The organism is Pseudomonas sp. TKO26 (genome assembly GCF_003225665.1).
GTDB classification, from domain to species: domain Bacteria; phylum Pseudomonadota; class Gammaproteobacteria; order Pseudomonadales; family Pseudomonadaceae; genus Aquipseudomonas; species Aquipseudomonas saponiphila.
The window spans coordinates 320,366-340,021 of record NZ_QKLN01000001.1; the positions used below are offsets into that span (position 1 = coordinate 320,366).

At 64.2% G+C, this 19,656-nt stretch carries 18 protein-coding genes; 7 read left to right on the forward strand and 11 right to left on the reverse strand.

The window, feature by feature from the left end; all coding sequences use genetic code 11:
- The first annotated feature begins 140 nt into the window (after window positions 1–140).
- The gene (locus DNK59_RS01595) at window positions 141–1,529 is read left to right on the forward strand and encodes a PLP-dependent aminotransferase family protein (RefSeq protein WP_110722071.1); all 1,389 of its coding nucleotides are present in this window, start codon (window positions 141–143) and stop codon (window positions 1,527–1,529) included.
- 65 nt (window positions 1,530–1,594) lie between these two features.
- Here DNK59_RS01595 and DNK59_RS01600 read toward each other — a convergent pair whose 3' ends face one another.
- The gene (locus tag DNK59_RS01600) at window positions 1,595–3,634 is read right to left on the reverse strand and encodes a TonB-dependent receptor (RefSeq protein ID WP_110722072.1); all 2,040 of its coding nucleotides are present in this window, start codon (window positions 3,632–3,634) and stop codon (window positions 1,595–1,597) included.
- Window positions 3,635–3,898: 264 nt separating this feature from the next.
- On the opposite strand from DNK59_RS01600, the gene DNK59_RS01605 reads away from it, so the two are divergent.
- Both DNK59_RS01605 and DNK59_RS01610 read left to right on the forward strand, forming a co-directional pair.
- Entirely contained in the window at window positions 3,899–4,129 is a 231-nt protein-coding gene (locus tag DNK59_RS01605) for a VF530 family DNA-binding protein (protein ID WP_019093117.1), read from the forward strand.
- A gap of 8 nt (window positions 4,130–4,137) precedes the next feature.
- A complete protein-coding gene (locus DNK59_RS01610; RefSeq protein WP_110722073.1) occupies window positions 4,138–4,806 on the forward strand; it encodes a Pr6Pr family membrane protein in 669 nt (222 codons plus the stop codon).
- 72 nt (window positions 4,807–4,878) lie between these two features.
- Here DNK59_RS01610 and DNK59_RS01615 read toward each other — a convergent pair whose 3' ends face one another.
- The 4 genes from DNK59_RS01615 to DNK59_RS01630 all read right to left on the reverse strand — a co-directional run bounded on the left by DNK59_RS01615 (window position 4,879) and on the right by DNK59_RS01630 (window position 10,172).
- Window positions 4,879–5,664 (reverse strand): siderophore-interacting protein, encoded by a 786-nt coding sequence (locus DNK59_RS01615; RefSeq protein WP_092310901.1) that lies wholly within the window; start codon window positions 5,662–5,664, stop codon window positions 4,879–4,881.
- Window positions 5,661–6,239, reverse strand: coding sequence for a PadR family transcriptional regulator (locus DNK59_RS01620; RefSeq protein WP_110722074.1), 579 nt, complete (start codon window positions 6,237–6,239; stop codon window positions 5,661–5,663). Before DNK59_RS01620 ends, DNK59_RS01615 begins: the two co-directional genes overlap by 4 nt.
- Window positions 6,240–6,362: 123 nt before the next feature.
- Complete coding sequence (locus DNK59_RS01625; RefSeq protein ID WP_110722075.1) at window positions 6,363–9,470, reverse strand: transglycosylase domain-containing protein; 3,108 nt, start codon at window positions 9,468–9,470, stop codon at window positions 6,363–6,365.
- Between the two features lie 240 nt (window positions 9,471–9,710).
- Window positions 9,711–10,172, reverse strand: a complete 462-nt coding sequence (locus DNK59_RS01630; RefSeq protein ID WP_110722076.1) for a transposase — start codon at window positions 10,170–10,172, stop codon at window positions 9,711–9,713.
- Window positions 10,173–10,753: 581 nt separating this feature from the next.
- Between DNK59_RS01630 and DNK59_RS01635 the strand changes: the two genes are divergently transcribed.
- A complete protein-coding gene (locus DNK59_RS01635) occupies window positions 10,754–12,175 on the forward strand; it encodes an amino acid permease (RefSeq protein ID WP_016968550.1) in 1,422 nt (473 codons plus the stop codon).
- A 101-nt stretch (window positions 12,176–12,276) separates the two neighbouring features.
- Here the strand turns inward: DNK59_RS01635 and DNK59_RS01640 are convergent, their stop codons facing one another.
- The 6 genes from DNK59_RS01640 to DNK59_RS01665 form a co-directional block, all read right to left on the reverse strand.
- Window positions 12,277–12,876 carry a hypothetical protein gene (locus tag DNK59_RS01640; protein ID WP_092310910.1) on the reverse strand — a complete coding sequence of 200 codons (600 nt, stop codon included), beginning with the start codon at window positions 12,874–12,876 and terminating at the stop codon, window positions 12,277–12,279.
- An 8-nt stretch (window positions 12,877–12,884) separates the two neighbouring features.
- Window positions 12,885–13,475, reverse strand: a complete 591-nt coding sequence (locus DNK59_RS01645) for a papain-like cysteine protease family protein (protein ID WP_110722077.1) — start codon at window positions 13,473–13,475, stop codon at window positions 12,885–12,887.
- A 251-nt stretch (window positions 13,476–13,726) separates the two neighbouring features.
- A complete protein-coding gene (locus tag DNK59_RS01650) occupies window positions 13,727–14,569 on the reverse strand; it encodes an alpha/beta fold hydrolase (protein ID WP_110722078.1) in 843 nt (280 codons plus the stop codon).
- An 80-nt stretch (window positions 14,570–14,649) separates the two neighbouring features.
- A complete protein-coding gene (locus tag DNK59_RS01655) occupies window positions 14,650–14,946 on the reverse strand; it encodes a cupin domain-containing protein (protein WP_092310919.1) in 297 nt (98 codons plus the stop codon).
- 75 nt (window positions 14,947–15,021) lie between these two features.
- Window positions 15,022–15,306 carry a putative quinol monooxygenase gene (locus DNK59_RS01660; RefSeq protein ID WP_092310922.1) on the reverse strand — a complete coding sequence of 95 codons (285 nt, stop codon included), beginning with the start codon at window positions 15,304–15,306 and terminating at the stop codon, window positions 15,022–15,024.
- Between the two features lie 63 nt (window positions 15,307–15,369).
- Window positions 15,370–16,989, reverse strand: a complete 1,620-nt coding sequence (locus DNK59_RS01665) for an FMN-binding glutamate synthase family protein (protein WP_110722079.1) — start codon at window positions 16,987–16,989, stop codon at window positions 15,370–15,372.
- Between the two features lie 310 nt (window positions 16,990–17,299).
- Here DNK59_RS01665 and DNK59_RS01670 point away from each other — a divergent pair, with 310 nt between their 5' ends.
- From DNK59_RS01670 to DNK59_RS01680, 3 genes are all read left to right on the forward strand, one after another.
- On the forward strand, window positions 17,300–17,569 hold the full coding sequence (locus tag DNK59_RS01670) for a type B 50S ribosomal protein L31 (protein WP_092310928.1): 270 nt from the start codon (window positions 17,300–17,302) through the stop codon (window positions 17,567–17,569).
- A 193-nt stretch (window positions 17,570–17,762) separates the two neighbouring features.
- Window positions 17,763–19,109, forward strand: a complete 1,347-nt coding sequence (locus DNK59_RS01675) for an HD domain-containing phosphohydrolase (RefSeq protein ID WP_110722080.1) — start codon at window positions 17,763–17,765, stop codon at window positions 19,107–19,109.
- Window positions 19,110–19,208: 99 nt separating this feature from the next.
- Window positions 19,209–19,643 carry an NUDIX domain-containing protein gene (locus DNK59_RS01680; protein ID WP_110722081.1) on the forward strand — a complete coding sequence of 145 codons (435 nt, stop codon included), beginning with the start codon at window positions 19,209–19,211 and terminating at the stop codon, window positions 19,641–19,643.
- Window positions 19,644–19,656: the final 13 nt, after the last annotated feature.

Sequence of the window (19,656 nt, forward strand, 5' to 3'; positions counted from 1 at the left end):
TAAAAAATTATTGAGCGAATTCTGGTGTGCGGGCTGGTACATGGATCGAATCAATTTGTCGAATGAGTCGATGTTAATGCCGATGCACGCCTGTGATATGCTCCGGTCCACCTCAACGCAGCCGATGGTCATCAGCCTCCATGTGGGTTCCCCAGTTAAGCGAGTTCAATCAGCCGGTCTACCTGTCCATTGCCGATGCCCTGGCGCGGGATATCGGCAGCGGGTTGTTGAACGACGGTGATCGCCTGCCGACCTTGCGCGAGCTGGCGGTAACCCTGAATGTCACCCCCGGCACCATCAGCCGCGCCTACAGCGAAGCCCAGCGGCGCGGACTGGTGCAGGGGGAGGTCGGGCGTGGCACCTACGTGCTGGCGCGGCCGCCGCTGGCATTGCCGGAAGGTTCCAGTGCGCCGTCGCTGTCCCTGGGCCAGTCCGACGTCCTGGACTTGTCGATCATCAAGCCCTACAGCGAAACCCTGGAGTACTGGTTGCGCGGTGCCTTGGTGGGCATGGCCCACAGCAGCGACTTCGGCCGCGCCCTGGACTACGCCCCCGACGGTGGCCATCCGGCCCATCGCGAAGCCGGTGCCCAGTGGTTGCGCCACTCCTTGTCCGAAGTCCATTGGCAGCAGGTGGTGCTGACGGCCGGGGCCCAGCACGGCCTGACGGTGGCCATCAGCGCCTTGAGCAACGCCGGTGATCTGCTGCTCTGCGAGTCGTTGACCTACCCGGGCATCATCTCCGTGGCCCATGGCCTGGAGCGGCGCCTGCGGGGTGTGGCGATGGACGAGCAGGGGATGATTCCCGAGGCGTTGCGCGAACAGTGCCTGCGGGAAAAACCGGCGTTGCTGGTGTGCGTCGCCAGTTGCCAGAACCCCACCACGGCGATCATGTCGCCCCAGCGCCGGGCGCAGATTGCGGCGATTGCCGAAGAGTTCGATTTCCTGATCATCGATGACGATATCTACGGCTTTCTTGCCACCGATCCGTCGATCAAGCCGCTTTCCAGCTATGCGCCGCAGCGTTCGGTGTACCTCACTAGCCTGTCCAAGGCGATCATGCCGGCGTTGCGGGTGGGCTATCTGTACAGCCCGCCGAAGCTGCTGTCGCGGCTGAGCTCGATGGTTCGCAGCAGTGTGTGGATGCCGTCGCCCCTGACCGCGCAATTGGCCAGCAACGTGATTGTCGAGGGGTTGGATCGCAAGCTGGTGCAGACCCAGCGCAGCGAAGCGGCGGTGCGCCAGGCGATTGCCCGGGAAGTGTTTGCCGGCCTGGAGATCCGGACTCAGCCCCACAGCTATCACCTGTGGCTGACCTTGCCGGAGCCCTGGACGGGCGATGAGTTCGCCACCCTGGCCCGGGCCAATGGCGTGCTGGTGATGAGCGGCAGCCAGTTCCAGGTGGAGCGCGGCGTCAGCTCCCGTTGTGTGCGGGTGGTGCTGATGTCGCCCACCACCCGGGACGAGTTGCGTTTTGCCCTGACTCAGTTGGCCAGCCTGATCGAGGCCGACCCGCGGCGTTATCGCTAGGGCCTTCGCCGGCAAGCCGGCTCCTACTCGGATCTGTAGGAGCCGGCTTGCCGGCGAACAGGGCCTTAGAAGGTAGTCCGCAAGCCCACTTCCACACTGCGCCCGGCGGCCGGGGCGATATCCCGCAGGATCGAGCTGGCGTAGCGCACGGTCTGGTTGGTCAGGTTCTCGCCCTTGACGAAGGCCAGCCACTGGCTATGGCCAATGTCGAAGCGATAGCCGGCACTGGCGCCAAAGGTGGTGTAGCCATCGGTGCCGCTTTCGTGGTCCGGCACCCGGCCCTGGCTGGCGGCATGCTGCACATCCAGGCGCGCCTGCCAGCGATCCAGTTCCCACAGCAGGCCGCTGTTCAGACGCAGCGGGGCAATGCGCGGCAGGTCCTGGCCGTTGTCGAGGTTCTTGGCTCGGGTGTAGTCGCCGGACAGTTCCAGGGCGAACTTGCCGTAGGCGCTTTCCCCCAGGCTCCAGCGATCCTGGGCTTCGATCCCACTGAAGCGTGCCCGCACTCCGCTGTAGGCGTATTCCGGGATGCCTGTTGCATCTTCTTCGCCTTCATCGTTCAGGGTGCGCCCCGTGCCCAAGAGGCCGATGTAGTTGGAGAAGTGGCTGTAGAACACCCCGACGCTGCCTTTGTGGATGCCGTTGTCAAAGCGCAGGGCCAGGTCGCTGGACACGGCTTTTTCCTTGGACAGCTTGGCGTTGCCCAGCTCATAGGTGCCGGTGGCGACGTGGGCGCCGTTGGCATACAGCTCATAGAAGGTCGGGGCGCGTTCGGTGTAGCCCAGGGTCGCGGCCAGGGACCAGACCGGGGTCAGGGTGTAGACCGCGCCGGAGGACAGGCTGCCGGCGGTGAAGCGGCTGGACTTGTCGGCCTGGGCGAAGCGTTGGTTGCCCTTGCTGTCCGGGTCCACGGTGGTGTGTTCCAGGCGCCCGCCGAGGCTCAGGCGCAGGCGTTCGGTGGCTTGCAGTTCTTCGAGGATGAACAGCGCGCCGCTGTTGGTATCGGTCTGTGGGACGAAGGCTTCTTCGCCCAGGGCGGAGAATTCGTTGCGATTGACCTGGGCTCCGATCACCCCTTCCAGTGGGCCCAGCGGCTGGTGCCGGGCCTCGACCCGGGCTTCGTAGCCCTTGTTCTTGAAGGTGGTGCCGGTTTCGCCGCCCTCGATCTCGCGGTGTTGGTAGTCGGTGTAGCCCGCGTTGAACTTCAGCGAGCTGAACGGGCCCTGCAGGTTGCGCAGTTCCGAGGCGAAGGCGTAGTGGTCCTGCTTCATGCGGATGCGCACGTCGTCTTCGGCGGGGGAGCCGTAGTTGGAGTCGTAGTTGCTGTAGGACAGGCCGGCATAACCGTCGTCCCAGGTGTAGGAACCGCCGATGGCGCCGCCGTCCTGGCGTCCGTCGCTGTTGCCCAGGCGGCCTTTCTTGCCTTCGCCATCTTCACTGGCCGGAGCGTGGCGGCTGCGGGCGTAGCCGGGAATCTTCAGGTCGTTGAACTGCCGGGAGTTGGCGTCCAGGTGCAGGGCGAAAGTGCCGTCGCCCGCTTCCAGTTTGCCGGCGCTGCTGCGGGTGGTGTCGGCGCCGCCGTAGCGCAGCTCGCCAGCGCCGTGAACTCCTTCGATGGCTTGGGTGGGAATGCGGTTGTCGAAGCTGTTGATCACCCCGCCAATGGCGTTGCCGCCGTACAGCAGGGCCGCCGGGCCGCGGACGATTTCAATGCGCTCGACGTTCACCGGGTCCAGGGGCACCGCGTGGTCGTAGGACAGCGACGAAGCATCCAGGGCGCCGACGCCGTTCTGCAGAATACGGATGCGGTCGCCGTCCAGGCCGCGAATCACCGGGCGGCTGGCGCCGGGGCCGAAGTAGGACGAAGACACACCCGGCTGCTTGTTCAGGGTTTCACCGAGGCTGCCTTTCTGTTGCAGGGTCAGTTGATCGCCTTCCAGCACGGTGGTCGGGGCGGCCAACTCGGTGTTGCCCAGGGGATTGGCGGTGATGACTTGCGGGGGCAATTCCACGGCATGGGCCTGGGAGGCGAGCAGCAGTGCGGCGGACAGGGGCGACAGGCGCCACAGTACAGAGCGAGAAGGACGGGAGGCTGAACGGGACATCGGTCATTCCTTGGCAAGCAGGGCGCTAGGCGCTTTGAGTCAGAGAGCAGGCGGGACACGGGGGTGCCCGGAACGCGGGTGAGTTGTTATTGATTGATACAATATAACATCTCTTTTATTGCGAAAAGCCAGGAACTTTTTGCTTCTCATGCCCGAGCGCCGCACAGGCAAGCGGCGGCTACAGTTATTCAAGTGCTCTGGCGCGGGGGCATGCCCTCGGCTAAGGTGCGCGGCTTTCCCATTTTCTTCCCGCAAAGGCCTGGCATGACCGACACCCACACCGACCCGCTGCATGGCGTGACCCTGGAACAGATCCTCAAGGCGCTGGTGGAGCACTACGAGTGGTCGGGGCTGGCCGAGCGCATCGATATCCGCTGCTTCAAGAGCGATCCGAGCATCAAGTCGAGCCTGACCTTCCTGCGCAAGACGCCCTGGGCGCGGGAGAAGGTCGAGAAGCTCTACGTCAAGTTGCAACGCACCAAGCGCCCGCTTTAAGGAACCCCATGGCTGGCTTCTCGCTGCGGGGGCTGTTCACTCGGCGCGGCCTGATTGCCGTGGCGGCGATCCTTGGCTGGTTCGGGCTGACCGTCCAGCTGTACCTGATCCTGCTGCTGCGTTGGGAGGTGAGCGCCAGTCTGTTGGGCGGCCTGGTGAACTTCTTCAGCTTCTTCACCGTGCTCAGCAACACCCTGGTGGCCAGTGTGCTGACCTGCGCCCTGAACCTGCGGATATCCCGGGGGCAGGCATTCATGCTCAGGCCCGCGGTCAGTGGCGCGGTGGCGGCGAGCATTGTGCTGGTGGGCCTGGCCTACAGCCTGCTGCTGCGGCACCTGTGGCATCCCCAGGGTTGGCAATGGCTGGCCGATGAGCTGCTGCACGATGTGATGCCGCTGCTGTTTTTGCTCTATTGGTGGTGTTGCGTGCCCAAGGGCGAGTTGCGGCTCAAGCACATCGGTCTGTGGATGCTCTATCCGGTGCTGTATTTCGCCTACCTGCTCTTGCGCGGAAATCTGCTGGGGCTGTACCCCTATCCCTTCATTGCCGTGGACAAGCTGGGGTATCCCCAGGTGTTGCTCAATGCCCTGGGAATATTGGCCGGATTTGTTCTCGTGTCCCTGTTGCTGCTGGGCCTGGACCACTGGCTGGGCAGGCGCCAATCCCGGCCTCTGTAGGAGCCGGCTTGTCGGCGAAAGGGCACTTGAGATCGTTTTCGCTGGCAAGCCAGCGCCTCCGGTCAGGCGGGGTTATTCCGCTTCGCTGCTGTCCAGGCGCCAATAACCGGCGGCCTTGACGAACTCGTCGTTGAGCCGGTGTTCATCCAGCAAGATTCGACGAACCTGGCGCGACACTTTGCTCTCGGTGGCCACCCAGGCGTACAGCTTGCCTTCGGGCACCTGCAACTGGCGCACCGTGCTGAGCAGATCCTGCTCGCCACCGTCCCGTTCGACCCAGATCACCTGCACCTCGGCGGCGCTGTCCAGGGGCTGGCGTTCGGCGGCGTTCTGCACCTCGATCACCGCCAGTACCTGGCGACCGGCCGGCAGTTCCTCCAGGCGCCGGGCAATGGCCGGCAAGGCGGTTTCATCACCGATCAACAGGTAACTGTCGAAGATGTCCGGCACGATCATCGAGCCCCGGGGGCCGCCGATGTGCAGGTGCTGCCCCGGCGTGGCCTGTTCGGCCCAGGTCGACGCCGGGCCGTCGCCGTGGAGCACGAAGTCGATATCCAGTTCGCCCAACTCCAGGTCATAGCGGCGTGGGGTGTAGTCACGCATGGCCGGCATCGGGCCGCTGTCCTTGCCCGGGCCCAGCACCAGGGTTTCCAGGGCGGCTTGCTGTTCGGCGTTCTGCGGGAACAGCAGCTTCACATGGTCGTCGCTGCCCAGGCTGACGAAGCCGGCCAGCTCGGGCCCGCCGAGGGTGATGCGGCGCATGCGCGGGGTCAGGTCGACGACGCGCAGGACCTCCAGGCGCCGGCGCTTGATTTCGTGCATGACCCGGTGAATGGACAGTTCTGGGCTGGCAGTCATTGGCTTTTCTCCTGGGCAGGGTGGCTGAGGGGGCCATCGACAATGGCCTTGGCGGTGTTGTTCAGCAGGTCGCGGACCCGGAGGATTTCTTCCGGGCTCCAGCGGCCGTGGTGCATCTGCAGGGCGTGGCGCAGGTTGTGCACCGCCTCGTGGATTTCTGCGGGGCGATCATGCCCGCGCAGGGAACGCTTGCTGACCTCGATGCGCATGCGCACGCCGTCCAGGGCAATGGCTTGCTCCTGTAAGGACAGACGTCCGGCGTCGGTCACGCTGTAGCGCTTTTTGCCGCCTTCGGCATCGCCCTGGATCAGCTCGCTTTCCTCCAGGAAGGTCAGGGTCGGGTAGATCACCCCGGGGCTGGGGCTGTAGGCGCCGTCGAACATGCTTTCGATCTGGCGGATCAGGTCGTAGCCGTGGCACGGCTGCTCGGCGATCAGCGCCAAGAGCAGCAGTTTCAGGTCGCCAGGTGCAAAGACCCGGGGCCCGCGGCCACCGCGCTCGCGGCCGGGGCGACGCTCGAACATCTCATGGCTGTCCCCGTGTTCGCGATGGGGAGGGTGGTGACGCTCGCTCATTTTCTCTTTCTCCGTTTCGATTTAGACATAACTTAAGATATATCTTAATCGGCGCGCAAGTATTTCTACTGGCGACCCAGTGGCCGTTGGTCGGGGAGCAAGGAGTGAACGGCGGGCCGGGATTCAGCGTTGGGCGAGGCTGCCCTGGCACTGGGTGCTGCTGCCCGGCTGCAGGTAGGGCATGAGGATCGGCGCCATGCCCTTGAGCACCTGCACCGGCAAGGCTGAGGTGAACTTGAAGGCTTGTGCCGAGGCGCCCGGCACGTAGGCGGTGAGGGTGCCGAAGTGGTGTGCGCCGATATAGAACACGAAGGTCGCGGTGCGGTTGATGGACTTGGAGCTCAGCACCCGGCCGCCGGCGCCGATGGCTTCGATACGGTTGTCGCCGGTGCCGGTCTTGCCACCCATGGCCAGCGGGGTGCCGTCCGCCAGCTTGAAGCTGCCGGACACCCGCTTCGCGGTGCCGGCATCCACCACTTGGGACAGGGCGCCGCGCAGGGCCGTGGCGACTTCCGACGGCATGACCCGCTTGCCCTTGCCAGGGTCATTGCTCAGGCGGGTTTCGTAGGGCGTGCCGGCGGCAAAGTGCAGGCTGTCGATGCGCAGGGTCGGTAGGCGCACACCGTCGTTGAGAATGGTGCCCACCAGTTCCGCCAGGGCCGCCGGGCGGTCGCCGGAGCTGCCGATGGCGGTGGCCAGGGACGGCACCAGGTGGTCGAACGGGTAACCGACGCTCTGCCAGCGCTGGTGAATATTCAGAAACGCCTCGACCTCCAGCATGGTGCGGATGCGGCTGTCCCGGGCGCTGCGATGCCGGCTCTTGAACAGCCAGCTGTAGACCTCCTGGCGCTCGAATTCGCTGGCCTTGACGATCTGGCTGAAGGTCGCGTCGGGGTTGTTCATCAGGTAGCCCAGCAGCCACAGATCCAGGGGATGGACCTTGGCGATGTAACCCTGGTCCGGCAGGTCGTAGGCCCCCGGGCCATAGCTGGCGTAGAGCTTGTCCAGGCGTTCGTCGGTGAGCTTTTCACCGGTCTTGGCGTTTTTCATGTGGGCCCGGACAAAGCGCTTGAAGCTTTCCTGGCTGGCATCGGGCAGCAGGTAGCGGTGCACCGCGGCCAGGCGGATCGCCGTCGGATGCATGCCGTCGAGAAAGGTGTCCAGGCGCGCTTGAGTGTCCTTGTTGCGGTACTTCTTCCAGAACCGCAGGAGAAACGACGTGCCTTCGCGGTCGGCGAAGCGCGCCAGGTACTCCTGGCGCCGCGGGTTGGCGTCGTCGCTGAGCAGTTCGGCGCTGGCGCTGTCGCCGCCGTAGGTGCTGTAGCGCACCAGATCGCGCATCAGGCGGATGAACGGCAGGTTGATGGATTCGCGCAGGGCATCGCGCAAGGTCGGGCTGCGGCCGTTGTCCTCGTTGCGGAAGTTGTGGAAGTGATGCACCCCGCCGCCGGTGAAGAAGGCTTCGCCGGGACTGGCGGAATAAGTGCGGTCCAGGGCCGCGTCGAGCATCTTCGGCAGGCTGCGGTCGCTGTTCTGCAGCAGGTAGTCGATGGCCCAGCGGCTCAGCCGGTCCTGGTCATTGACCGCAACCTTCTTCAGCTCGGCCGGGGTTTGTCCGGCATGCCTGTCGTGCAGCTCGGCGATGATCTGCAGGTAGGTGGTCAGCACCCGCAGCTTGGCGGTGGAGCCCAGTTCCAGCTTGCTGCCTTCGTTGATATCGAACGGCTGGTCGGTGCTGTCGGTCTGCACTCGCACCCGCGAGCCGTCCGGGGTCAGTTCGAACAGGGTGAAGCTGTAGCGCACCTGGGTGGTGCTGGTGGGGGTCAGCAGGCGCTCGCCGAGCACGCCGATCTGTGCGGCGAAGGCCGGGTCGGCCAATTGCTTGAGGTACTCGGTGGCCTGGCGTTGCAGGTCGCTCTGCAGGGTGCTGGTGGCGGACAGGTCGAGGCGGTCCAGGTCGTACAGGGGCCGGTTGAGCAGCGCCGCCAGCCGGCTGCGGGCCACGCTGATGCCCTTGTTGGTTTCGATCGGCTGGATCGTTGGCTGTTGCTGCCAGTCGCGGTAGCTGACCTTGCTGGCCAGGGCGGCGGCGCTCAGGGCCGGGTCGATGATGTCGTTCTGGGCCAGCAGGCGGATATGGCTGTCGGTCAGTTCCGCCAGCTCTGCGCGGCCCTTGGCCAGGTAATGGGAAGGGCGACGTTGCGCGATCATCAGCGACAGCACCTGGCGCAGGGCCAACCCGCGCTGGGCCAGGCTTTGCGCATCGTTGGCGGTGCTGCTCAAGGACCGGTTGACCTGATCGAAATCGGCGCCGTACCAGACCCGCAGTCCTTCGGCCATGCCATGCACCTCACCGTGGCCGGGTACGGCCGACAGCGGCACGCTGTTGAGGTAGTCACGGACGATCCGGCGCCGGGCTTCCAGGGTTTGCGGGCCGTCCTGATAGGCGCGCACGCTGGCGGAAATCATCTGCCGGATCTTCTCGCCCCCGGACAGCGTCAGGCCATCGGGGGAGTGGCGGTATTTTTCCAACTGAGTGGCCAGGGTGCTGCCGCCGGCCGTCTGTCCCGGCAGGTGCATGAGCTTGGCCACCTGGGACCAGGCGGCCTTGGCGAAGCGTGGCCAATCCACCGCCGGATTGGCCTGGGCCAGCTTGGGATCCAGCAGGTCGCGGTTCTCGATGAACAGCAGGCTGTGCACCATCAACGGGGGGATGCTGGCGAAACTGGCATACAGCTGTTGCGGATAATCGAACCGGTACAAGGGCGCGGCGCGGCAATCGGTGATGGACAGCCCGGCCTGGATCTTTTCGGTATAGGGCACGAAAAAGCCATTTTTGCTGTAGTCCATCAACGCTGCGGAAAACCTCGTCTGTGCGTCGATCTGGTAGCCGCGTTTGAGCAGGCGCGGCAAGAATTCCCCCAGGGCGCTGTAGCCCAGGCGACGGTCGAAGGGACCGGCGCCTGGGTAGAGCACCGCATCGCTGGGACCGGGTTGCAGGGAGTAGCTCAAGTCGCTGGCCAGCCGGCTGAATTCCTGGGCCTGGAGCTTGGAGGTGCGCATCTCCCGGGACGCGGCCATCCCCAGGGCGATCAGGGCAATCAGCAGCAACAGCCAGAACAGGCGCCAGGCATAACGGCGCGCTCGGGGCTTTTTGGGTAAAGGCGCTTCGTCCTCGCTGTGGCCTGGCACTGCGGTTTTACGCGAATCGGTTTGCCACAGAGCGCCCATAGTCGATTGATCCATTCACGCAGATTGATCGGACTTGCCTGAAGCTTAGTCGGTGGCGGCCATGGGTGAGGAAATTGTGAAAACGACTCGGTCCCGCTTCTGTGTGGAGGGAGCTTGCTCCTGTCAGGCTGCGCAGCAGCCTTAGAACCTGAGCATGTGTTCTGTCAGGGGGATCACGCTGGCAGGCCTCAGGGCCGCTGCGCGGCCCAGCGGGAGCAAGCTCCCTCGCCACATAAAGAGTCATTGGAGCCAGCAGGCGTCCCACAGAGGGTAATCGCCAATGCGTTGCACCAGGCCCGCGCGCAAGGGATTGGCGATGATGTAGCGGGCAATGGGTCGAATATCCTCGCCGTCACGGACTGCCCTGTCGTGATAGCCGCTTTGCCAGAGGGCGCCGCACAGCCCCAGGTGTTGATTGAGCTGGCGGGTGCTGCGCGATTTCACCCTTTGCATCACCTGGGGCAGTGTTGCGGTGCGCAGTTGGAGCAGCCAATGCAGGTGATCCGGCATCAGGACCCAGGCCAGTGAGTCGGCGAGCTCCAGGTCCTGGATCTCTTTCAGTTCGGTCACCACCAGCCGCCCCAGGCTCCAATCGGAAAATAGCGGCCGGCGTTGATGAACCACGGTGGTGATGAGGTAGGCGCGACCGCTTTCGGAATAGCGGCTGCGGCGTAAACGATGGGATTTTGGGCGAGAAGGCATTCCATTGCCTGCGAGGTCAGCGAGTGAATGCCGGACGCTAGCATGGTTGCCCCCGAACTGAAGGCTGCGATGGTTTGCAGTTATTTCAGCTCTGTTCCGGATTGTGGCGAGGGAGCTTGCTCCCGTCAGGCTGCGCAGCAGCCTTAGAACCTGCGCATGTGTTCCGTCAGGGAGATCACGCTGGCCGGCTTCAGGGCCGCTGCGCGGCCCAGCGGGAGCAAGCTCTCTCGCCACAGGGGAGGGCCTTTGCGTAGGTAAATACGCCCTAGGTAGGGGCATGACGATGCACCAGGGCTGTGCAATACTCCGGGCCCTTTCGGAATGAGGTATTGAGGCAAAAAGCAGGTAATGCTTCTTTGTAAAAGCGCTTTTTGCCGAGATTTCTCTCTGAATTTAGCTACTTATAGAGTGAAAAGCCCTGTCGGGAGCTTTTTATACTGCGCACCCCGCTGATCTGGCAGGTCTTGTCCTACCAGACGCGCCGTCCCACAAGGCCGGCACGGTTGAGCAAGCGGCGGCTATCCGCTGTCGCTTCGCAGGCTCGGTGGTTCAATCCAATAACAAAATGAGGTTGTATCTCTATGTCAGTTGGCAACCAACTGCCCCACGGCGAGTCCGCTCAGGGCGGTCCGCTGAAACGCGAACTGGGTGAACGGCATATTCGCTTGATGGCCCTGGGCGCCTGCATTGGTGTCGGCCTGTTCCTGGGCTCGGCCAAGGCCATCGAAATGGCCGGCCCGGCCATCATGCTGTCCTACATCATCGGCGGCCTGGCGATCCTGGTGATCATGCGCGCCCTCGGCGAGATGGCGGTGCACAACCCGGTGGCCGGCTCCTTCAGCCGTTACGCGCAAGACTATCTGGGCCCGCTGGCGGGCTTTCTGACCGGCTGGAACTACTGGTTCCTGTGGCTGGTGACCTGCGTCGCGGAAATCACCGCGGTGGCGGTGTACATGGGCATCTGGTTCCCTGATGTGCCGCGCTGGATCTGGGCCCTGGCGGCCCTGGTGAGCATGGGCTCGATCAACCTGATCGCGGTCAAGGCCTTCGGTGAGTTCGAATTCTGGTTCGCCCTGATCAAGATCGTCACCATCATCGCCATGGTCATCGGCGGCGTCGGCATCATTGCCTTCGGCTTCGGCAACGATGGCGTGGCCCTGGGGATCTCCAACCTGTGGACCCACGGCGGTTTCATGCCCAACGGCGTGACCGGCGTGCTGATGTCGCTGCAGATGGTGATGTTCGCCTACCTGGGCGTAGAGATGATCGGCCTCACCGCCGGCGAAGCGCGCAACCCGCAGAAGACCATTCCCAACGCCATCGGCTCGGTGTTCTGGCGCATCCTGCTGTTCTACGTGGGCGCGCTGTTCGTGATCCTGTCGATCTACCCGTGGAACGAGATCGGCACCCAGGGCAGCCCGTTCGTGATGACCTTCGAGCGTCTGGGGATCAAGACCGCCGCCGGCATCATCAACTTCGTGGTGATCACCGCCGCGCTGTCGTCCTGCAACGGCGGCATCTTCAGCACCGGGCGCATGCTCTACAGCCTGGCGCAGAACGGCCAGGCCCCGGCCGGCTTCGCCAAGACCTCGAACAACGGCGTGCCACGTCGCGCGCTGCTGCTGTCGATCTTCGCCCTGCTGCTGGGCGTGCTGCTGAACTACCTGGTGCCGGAGAAAGTGTTCGTCTGGGTGACGTCGATTGCCACCTTCGGTGCGATCTGGACCTGGGTGATGATCCTTCTGGCCCAGCTCAAGTTCCGCAAGGGCCTGAGCCCGAGCGAGCGGGCCGCATTGAAGTACCGCATGTGGCTGTACCCGGTCAGTTCCTACCTGGCCCTGGCGTTCCTGGTGCTGGTGGTGGGGCTGATGGCCTACTTCCCGGACACCCGCGTGGCGCTGTATGTCGGCCCGGCGTTCCTGGTGCTGCTGACCGTGCTGTTCTACCTGTTCAAGCTGCAACCGACCAATGTCCAGCAAGGGGCGGTGCGTTCGGCGTCCTGAGGGGCGCTGCTGTGATGCGGCTGGCTTGAGCATCCCCGGCTGAAAGGCTGAGACACGCAATCCGGCGACCTGCGAAGGTCGCCGGATTTTTTTTGCCCGGGTCAGCCGCCCAGGGTGCCGCTGCTATCGGCGTCGAAGATGGCCTTGGCCTGTTGTGCCGGGGCCGTCAGCAGGGCCAGCAATGCTGTCTCGCCGTAGAGCTGGCGGGCGGCCAGGGTGGTCGGCGTGGGTTCGATGGGAATCAGCTGATCTGCGTCGCCGCCGTGCAGCCAGATCGCGGTCATTTGCAGGGCCGGAACCAACAGCAAGCGCAGCTCATAGCTTTGGCCCTGCAGTTGAGGCGCCTGCTCGGCAAGTTCCAGGGCCCTGACTGCGGACGCCGCCAGGGCCCCGTGGTTCAGCGCCGAGAAGCCGAGCTTGCCGGCCACCTCGCTCAGTTGCGCATCGGCTATCGATACCCCGGCATCGAACACCAGGTAGTGCCAGTCACCGGCCTTGGCCTCGGCCAATCCTTTGCCCTGGGCCAGGTCCTCCAGGCCCAGGGTGTAGCCGCGAAAGGCCTGGGACAGCTTCAGGTTGCCGGCGCGGGCCCGGGCAAAACCGCGGTTGATGCCGAAACCCTGGGTCTGCAGGGCCGCCTGGAGTGCCGAACGCAGGTGCTGGACGCCATCGACAGGCGCCTTGGGGTAAGTCAGTTGCATGACGCCTCCTAGTTTTTCCGGGTGAAGTAGGTGTGGGTCCATTGGCCGCCGCCGTTGTAGGAGGCGGGGAAGCTGTTCAGGGCGCGGGTCGAGTAGCCGTAGATCGAATCCGCTACCAGGATGTAGCCGCCTTCACTGCCGAAGATCGTCAGGAAATGCGCGCCGCCGCCGTACCAGGCACAACGCAGGCCCACGGGGCGGCCCATGCCCAGCTGGTTGTCGATGGCCGGCATCTGCATCCGGTCTTCGCGCATGCCGCCGTAGCAGCGGGTGGTGCGCAGGGCCGAGTCCAGGTAGCCGTAGACGTTGCACGGTCCGGGCTGGCTGCAGCAGGAGTTGCGGCCCAGCTCGGCATTGGCCACGGCGCATTGGGTCCAGGAACCGGTGCCGTAATAGTTGCCGACCGAAGCGGACAGGGCGGCCCAGCACCAGTTGCTCTGGGTTTGCGGTTGCACGCTGAAATTCAGCCGGACAGCAGCTTGGGGCGCCGCTTCGGCGTGGGTGTCGGCTTCGCTTAGTTGTGGGTCCAGCAGCGTACCGGCCAGGCACTGGGGCAAGGCCTGGAGAGCGCTACTGGGGGTCAGGTTGCTACTTAACATGTTCATCCTCCATGAATGAAAACCAGCCTCCGGCTGGGTCGCGGTAACGTGTCGGCTACGGTCAGTAGCCGGACCCGGCGAGCTGTTGCTGCGCCAGGCCAGCCTCGATGGCCGGCGCTGACCGGGTCTGTAGACAACCTTAGAGGCTTTATGCGTTTGTGCAATTAAATGATGCATAAATGCATTATTGCGGGCGTGGATGTCCCCGCTAAGGGGGGCATCCGTGGCCGTCACCGGGGGCGAGTGCCGGGCTATTTCTCGTCGAGGAAGTGCTCCAGGGCCGCGTTGAACAGGCCCGGGTCCTGGAGGAAGGCGAAGTGGCTGACGTTCGGCAGAATCAAGAGCCCGGCGCCGGGAATGGTCGCTGCCATGTACTCGGTGTGCTCGCGCTTGATGGCTTCATCATGATCACCATCGACGATTAGCACCGGCGCCTTGATCCGCGCCAGGTCGGCATCGCTCCAGTTCGGCTGGCTGGCCCACATGTGGCCGATCTGCTCGACAAAGGCCGGATACTCCTTGGGCGTCGGTGACAGCCGGGCATATTCCTGGCCGGCCCGTTCGATGTAGGCGGCGAAGGTCGGGTTGTTCTCCACGCCTTCCTTGACCCCGGAGGTCTGGGTGTTGGCGGCGTAGGCGAAGACCTTGCCGACCCGCTGCGGGTAACGCATGGCCAGGTCCAGGCCGAGGATCGCGCCGTCGCTCCAGCCGACGAAGTCGGCGCGGGGGATCTGCAACTGGTCCAGCAGGGCGACCACGTCATCGGCCATCAGGTCGTAGCCATAGGGCCGGGCGTCTCGCGTGCTGCGCCCGTGGCCGCGGCTGTCGACGCTGATCACCGTGTGCCGGGCGGCCAGGGCCTTGGCCTGTAGTCCCCAGTAGTCGGCATTGCCCAGGCCGCCATGCAGCAGCACCACCGGCGAGCCGTGGCCGAGCTTGCTGTAGTAGAGGCGAATGCCGTTGACCTCGGCATAACCGGCTTGCGCCCCGGCCACCGGGGCGGGGGTGGGCGGCAGGGTCTGCCAGCGTTCGCCGGCAAAGGCGCTGTTGAAGGACATCAGTAGAGCGATCACTGCGAACAGACGACGAGGCATGGGCTTCTCCGTGCATGGGCCCTCGGGTCGGACCGACCTTGGGGCAGGTGGTTACCGCGATTGATTCGATGAGGGACAGGCTAGACGTCGATGATCACCAGGGTGCCGTGGCTGCCGGGCAGCACGCTGTGGGCCTGGCCGGCCTCCACCAGGTACATCTGGCCCGCCATGACTTCCACGCAAGCCTGGCCAATGCCCAGGCGCAGGCAGCCCTGGGTCACCAGCAGGCCTTCGTTGTAGTCGTGGGTTTCTTCCGGGTAGGGCTGCTCGTCCATGCGCAGCACCTTGATGCGGGCCGGGCCGACCTGGCCCACCCGCGTGGATTGCCAGGGCGCCGGCAACTGGTGGGACAGGTATTCGAATGACAGCAGAGGCATGGCGGATCTCCGAAAGGTCAGTGAGGCTTGGGCTGCTTTCGGTGGTCCGGTCAAGCAAGGGCTGGGTCGGGTTTTCTAGAATTCGTCCATCAGCAGCACACGGCATTCGCGGCGCTGGAAGGCATTGATCTGCGGCACCAGGCGGGTGAAGTGCTCGGTCTGGCAGTGGGCGTCGAGGGCGGCGCGGTCCGGCCACTGTTCGACGAAGATGAAGTGCCCGGGGTCTTGCTGATCAACGAACAGATCGTAAGCGATGCACAGCGGTTCCTGGCGGGTTTTTTCCACCAGTTCGGCGTACCACGGGCGCACCGTGTCCAGGTGTTCGGGGTGGATGAAGTCTTCAGCGATGACCTTGAGCATTGCAATCTTCCTTGGGTTGCGCCCGGCGCTCCCCGGCAACCGGGCAGCGTCGGGCAACGGGGGTTAAGCCGCGGCTTGGTTGTTGGGTTCGAAACTGTCGGCCCGGGCCAGTTGCCACATGCGCGAGTAGAACTCGCCATTGACCTCGCCGGTGAGCAATTCGCCGGGCTTGAGGAACACGTGCAACTGGGAGAACAGCTTGATCTCGGTGGCTGACATGCGCCGCACCAGGTGCTTGGCTTCCAGTTGCGAAGGGTGTTGCAGGCCGGCGGCGGCGAGCATTTCCGCCAGGGCCTTGAGGGTATTGCGGTGGAAGCTGTACACCCGCTGGGCCTTGTCCGGCACCACCAGGGCACGCTGGCGCAGGTTGTCCTGGGTGGCCACGCCGGTCGGGCACTTGTTGGTGTGGCAGCTTTGCGACTGGATGCAGCCGATGGCGAACATGAAGCCGCGGGCCGAATTGGCCCAGTCGGCGCCGATGGCCAGGACGCTGGCGATGTCGAAGGCGCTGACGATCTTGCCGCTGGCGCCGAGCTTGATCTTGTCCCGCAGGTTCAGGCCCACCAGGGTGTTGTGAACGAACAGCAGGCCTTCGCGCATCGGTGCGCCAATGTGGTCGGTGAACTCCACCGGGGCTGCGCCGGTGCCGCCTTCCTTGCCGTCGACCACGATGAAGTCCGGCAGGATGCCGGTTTCCAGCATGGCCTTGGCAATGCCCATGAACTCCCACGGGTGGCCCAGGCAGAACTTGAAGCCCACCGGTTTGCCGCCGGACAGCTCACGCAGTTGCTGGATGAAATGCATCATTTCGATCGGGGTGGAAAAGGCGCTGTGGCTCGACGGCGAAATACAGTCCTCGCCCATGCGGATGCCGCGGGTGTCGGCAATTTCCTGGGTCACCTTGTGCTTGGGCAGGATGCCGCCGTGGCCCGGCTTGGCGCCCTGGCTCATCTTGATTTCGATCATGCGTACCTGGGGGTTCTGCGCCTGGGCGGCGAAGCGCTCGGGGTCGAAGCGGCCGCCGGCAGTGCGGCAGCCGAAGTAGCCACTGCCCAGTTCCCAGGTCAGGTCGCCGCCGTGCTCGCGGTGATAGGGGCTGATGCTGCCTTCACCGGTGTCGTGGGCGAAGTTGCCGAGCTTGGCGCCCTGGTTCAGGGCGCGGATGGCGTTGGCGCTGAGGGAGCCGAAGCTCATGGCCGAGATGTTGAATACCGAGGCTGAGTAAGGCTGGGTGCATTGCGGGCCGCCGACGGTCACGCGAAAGCTGCTGGGATCGCTCAGGGGCGCCGGACGCATGGAGTGGCCGATGAACTCGAAGCCCGACTGGTAGACGTCGATCAGGGTGCCGAAGGGTTTGTCGGCGCTTTCGTTCTTGGCCCGGGAGTACACCAGCGAGCGCTGGGCGCGGGAAAAGGGCAGGGCCTCGCTGTCTGACTCCAGCAGGTACTGGCGGATCTCCGGGCGGATGCCTTCCACCAGGTAGCGGATATTGCCCAGGATCGGGTAGTTGCGCCGCACCGCGTGCGGGCTTTGCAGCAAGTCGAAGATCCCCAGCAGGCTCAGCAGGCCGGTGACCAGGGTGAATGGCCAGAGCCAGTCGTGTTCAAGAAAGGGCAGGCTGGCGAGGGTGAAGATCACGCAGGCAGCAAAGAAGGCGTAGCGGCTCAGGAGTGACAGGCTCATACGGTTTCCTTGGTTCGGATTCATCGGGTCAATCAGGCAGCGGTAGCCTTGATAGCGGGTAATCCACAGCGCCACCGAACGGCTGGGACGGTGAGCTGCGCGGGTATTTCTTATAGGAATTCACGGCTGTGTCAGAGCGTTGCAGCCCAGCATACTGGCCCGCCGGTGCCGTGCGGGCAAGCCTGAATCGGCGGATCAAGGCTGGCGTTAGACCATTGTTGCAGGATCTTATTGCGATAAATTCTCGTTTGCGCGGGATTTTATTGTTACTGTATAACAGTGTTTTTAACCCCAGCCGCTGGAGATTTTGATGAAACCCAACATCCACCCCGACTATCGCACCGTGCTGTTTCACGACACCGCCGCCGACGTGTTCTTTCTCATCGGCTCCACCGTCGACACCGATCGCACGCACACCCACAGCGACGGCAAAACCTACCCCTACGTGACCCTGGACGTGTCCAGCGCCTCGCATCCGGTGTACACCGGCCAGCAGCGCAAGACCCAGTCCGAAGGCCGTATCGCCGGCTTCAACAAGCGTTTCGCTTCCTTCGGCTCCAGCGGCAAAGCGGCCAAGTGAGAGCCTGGCTGGCAGGCGTTGCCTGAAGGCGGCGCCTGCTCTTGGCTGCGCCTGGACGCGGCAACGGATGGATGGCATTAAAAAGCCATCATTCGGACTGGAAATTCTTCTAGTCTTGAATCAGGCAACAGGGATCAGGGTGCCAGCACCACTCATCAAGGACATGTGCATCGATGGTGACCCGAGGTGTCTCATGGGTGAACTAAACGTTGCCACAGTCACACGCTTGCCCGGGGTCCTGCTGGTGGATAGCCAGGACACTGTTCTGCAACGCCTGCATCAACTGCTCAGCGCCCATGACTACCGCCTGTACCTGGCCCACGATGCCAGCGAGGCGTTGCAGGTGATGGCCCGCGAGGAAGTGGACCTGGTGATCAGCGCCGCCCATCTGCCCCAGGTGGACGGAGCGACCCTGTTGGCGCGCCTGCACCAGGACTACCCGGCTACCACGCGCATCCTGCTGACCGGCGATCCAGACTTGAAGCTGATCGCCAAGGCCATCAACGAAGGGGAAATCTACCGTTACCTGAGCAAGCCATGGGACGACCAGGAGCTGCTGCTGACCCTGCGCCAGGCCCTGGACCATCAGCATTCCGAACGCGAGCGCCAGCGCCTGGAAGCCCTGGCCCAGCAGCAGAATCGCGAGCTCAAGGCGGTCAACGCCCTGCTGGAGAAGCGGGTTGCGGCCCGTACCGCCGAGTTGCAGCAAACCGCCGACATGCTCGATCTGGCCTATGAAGAGCTCAAGCACAGTTATGCCACCGGCGCCGAGCTGTTCTCGCTGCTGGTGAACCAGCGTCTGCCCAGCGACAAGCAGACCAACCGCCGGATCATCGAACTGGTGCGCGCCTACTGCAAGGTCCAGGGCATCGACGCCGTGGCCCAGCGCGACCTGGCCATGGCTGCGGCCCTGCACAACATTGGCAAGCTGAGCTGGAGCGACAGCATGATGATCACCCCGGCCGATCTGCTGCATCACCATGAGCGCGAGCGTTATCGGGCCTATCCGGCGCAGAGCGAGTCCCTGCTGATGACCCTGGAGCCGGTGCAGGATGCCGCGCGTCTGATCCGTCACCACCAGGAACACTGGGACGGCACCGGCTTTCCCGATCACCTCAAGGGCGAGGCGATTCCCCTGGGCTCGCGGCTGCTCAAGCTGGCGGTGGATTTTGTCGAACTGCAGTGCGGGCTGATCCTCGAACGTCGCATGAACAGCGACGAGGCCCTGGTGTTCATCCGCAAGTACGCCGGTCGGCTGTACGACCCGCAACTGGTGGAAGGCTTCATCCAGGTGTGTTCGGTGTACCTGAGCGACGTGACCCTGGGCGACCCTTCGGTCAAGGTACTGAGCACCCGGGAGCTGCAGGCGGGCATGGTTCTGGCGCGCAACCTGAATGCCGACAACGGCATGCTGCTGCTCAACGCCGGCAAGGTGTTGAGCATGCCCCTGGTGGACAAGCTGATCGCCTTTGAAACCATGGAGGGCGGTCGCTACAGCGTGTTCGTCAAGCTGCCCCAGGAGACGCCGATGAGGGCCTGAAGCAAGGCGATGAAGCGTCGAAAAGTGTCGGCGGCGGATGACGGCCCTCCGCCGGCCATGGGATCCTTGCGCCCTCACTCTCAAGGCTCCCGGGTTCCCATGTCGTCGTTTTCCGTTGCTGCACCCTCCATCATTCGTATTGCCGCCGCGCTGCTGATCGGTGCCGACGGTCGGACCCTGCTGGTTCGCAAGCGCGGCACCCATGCCTTCATGCAGCCGGGTGGCAAGATCGAGGCCGGGGAACTGCCGGTGCAGGCCCTGGCCCGGGAGCTGGAGGAGGAGTTGGGGGTGTGCATCGATCCAGCCCAGGCCCGCTACCTGCAACGGTTTTCGGCGCCGGCGGCCAATGAGCCGGGGCATGTGGTGGAGGCCGAGGTATTTCTGGTCCACATAAACGGCCCGGTACTTCCAGCGGCAGAGATCGAGGAGGTGCGCTGGATCGATCCGGCCGGCGATGGCGATTTGTTCCTGGCGCCGTTGACACGGGATCTGATCTTGCCGTTTTATCGCCAGGCCCAGGCGGATCTCGCCTGACCTCCCCGTTTGC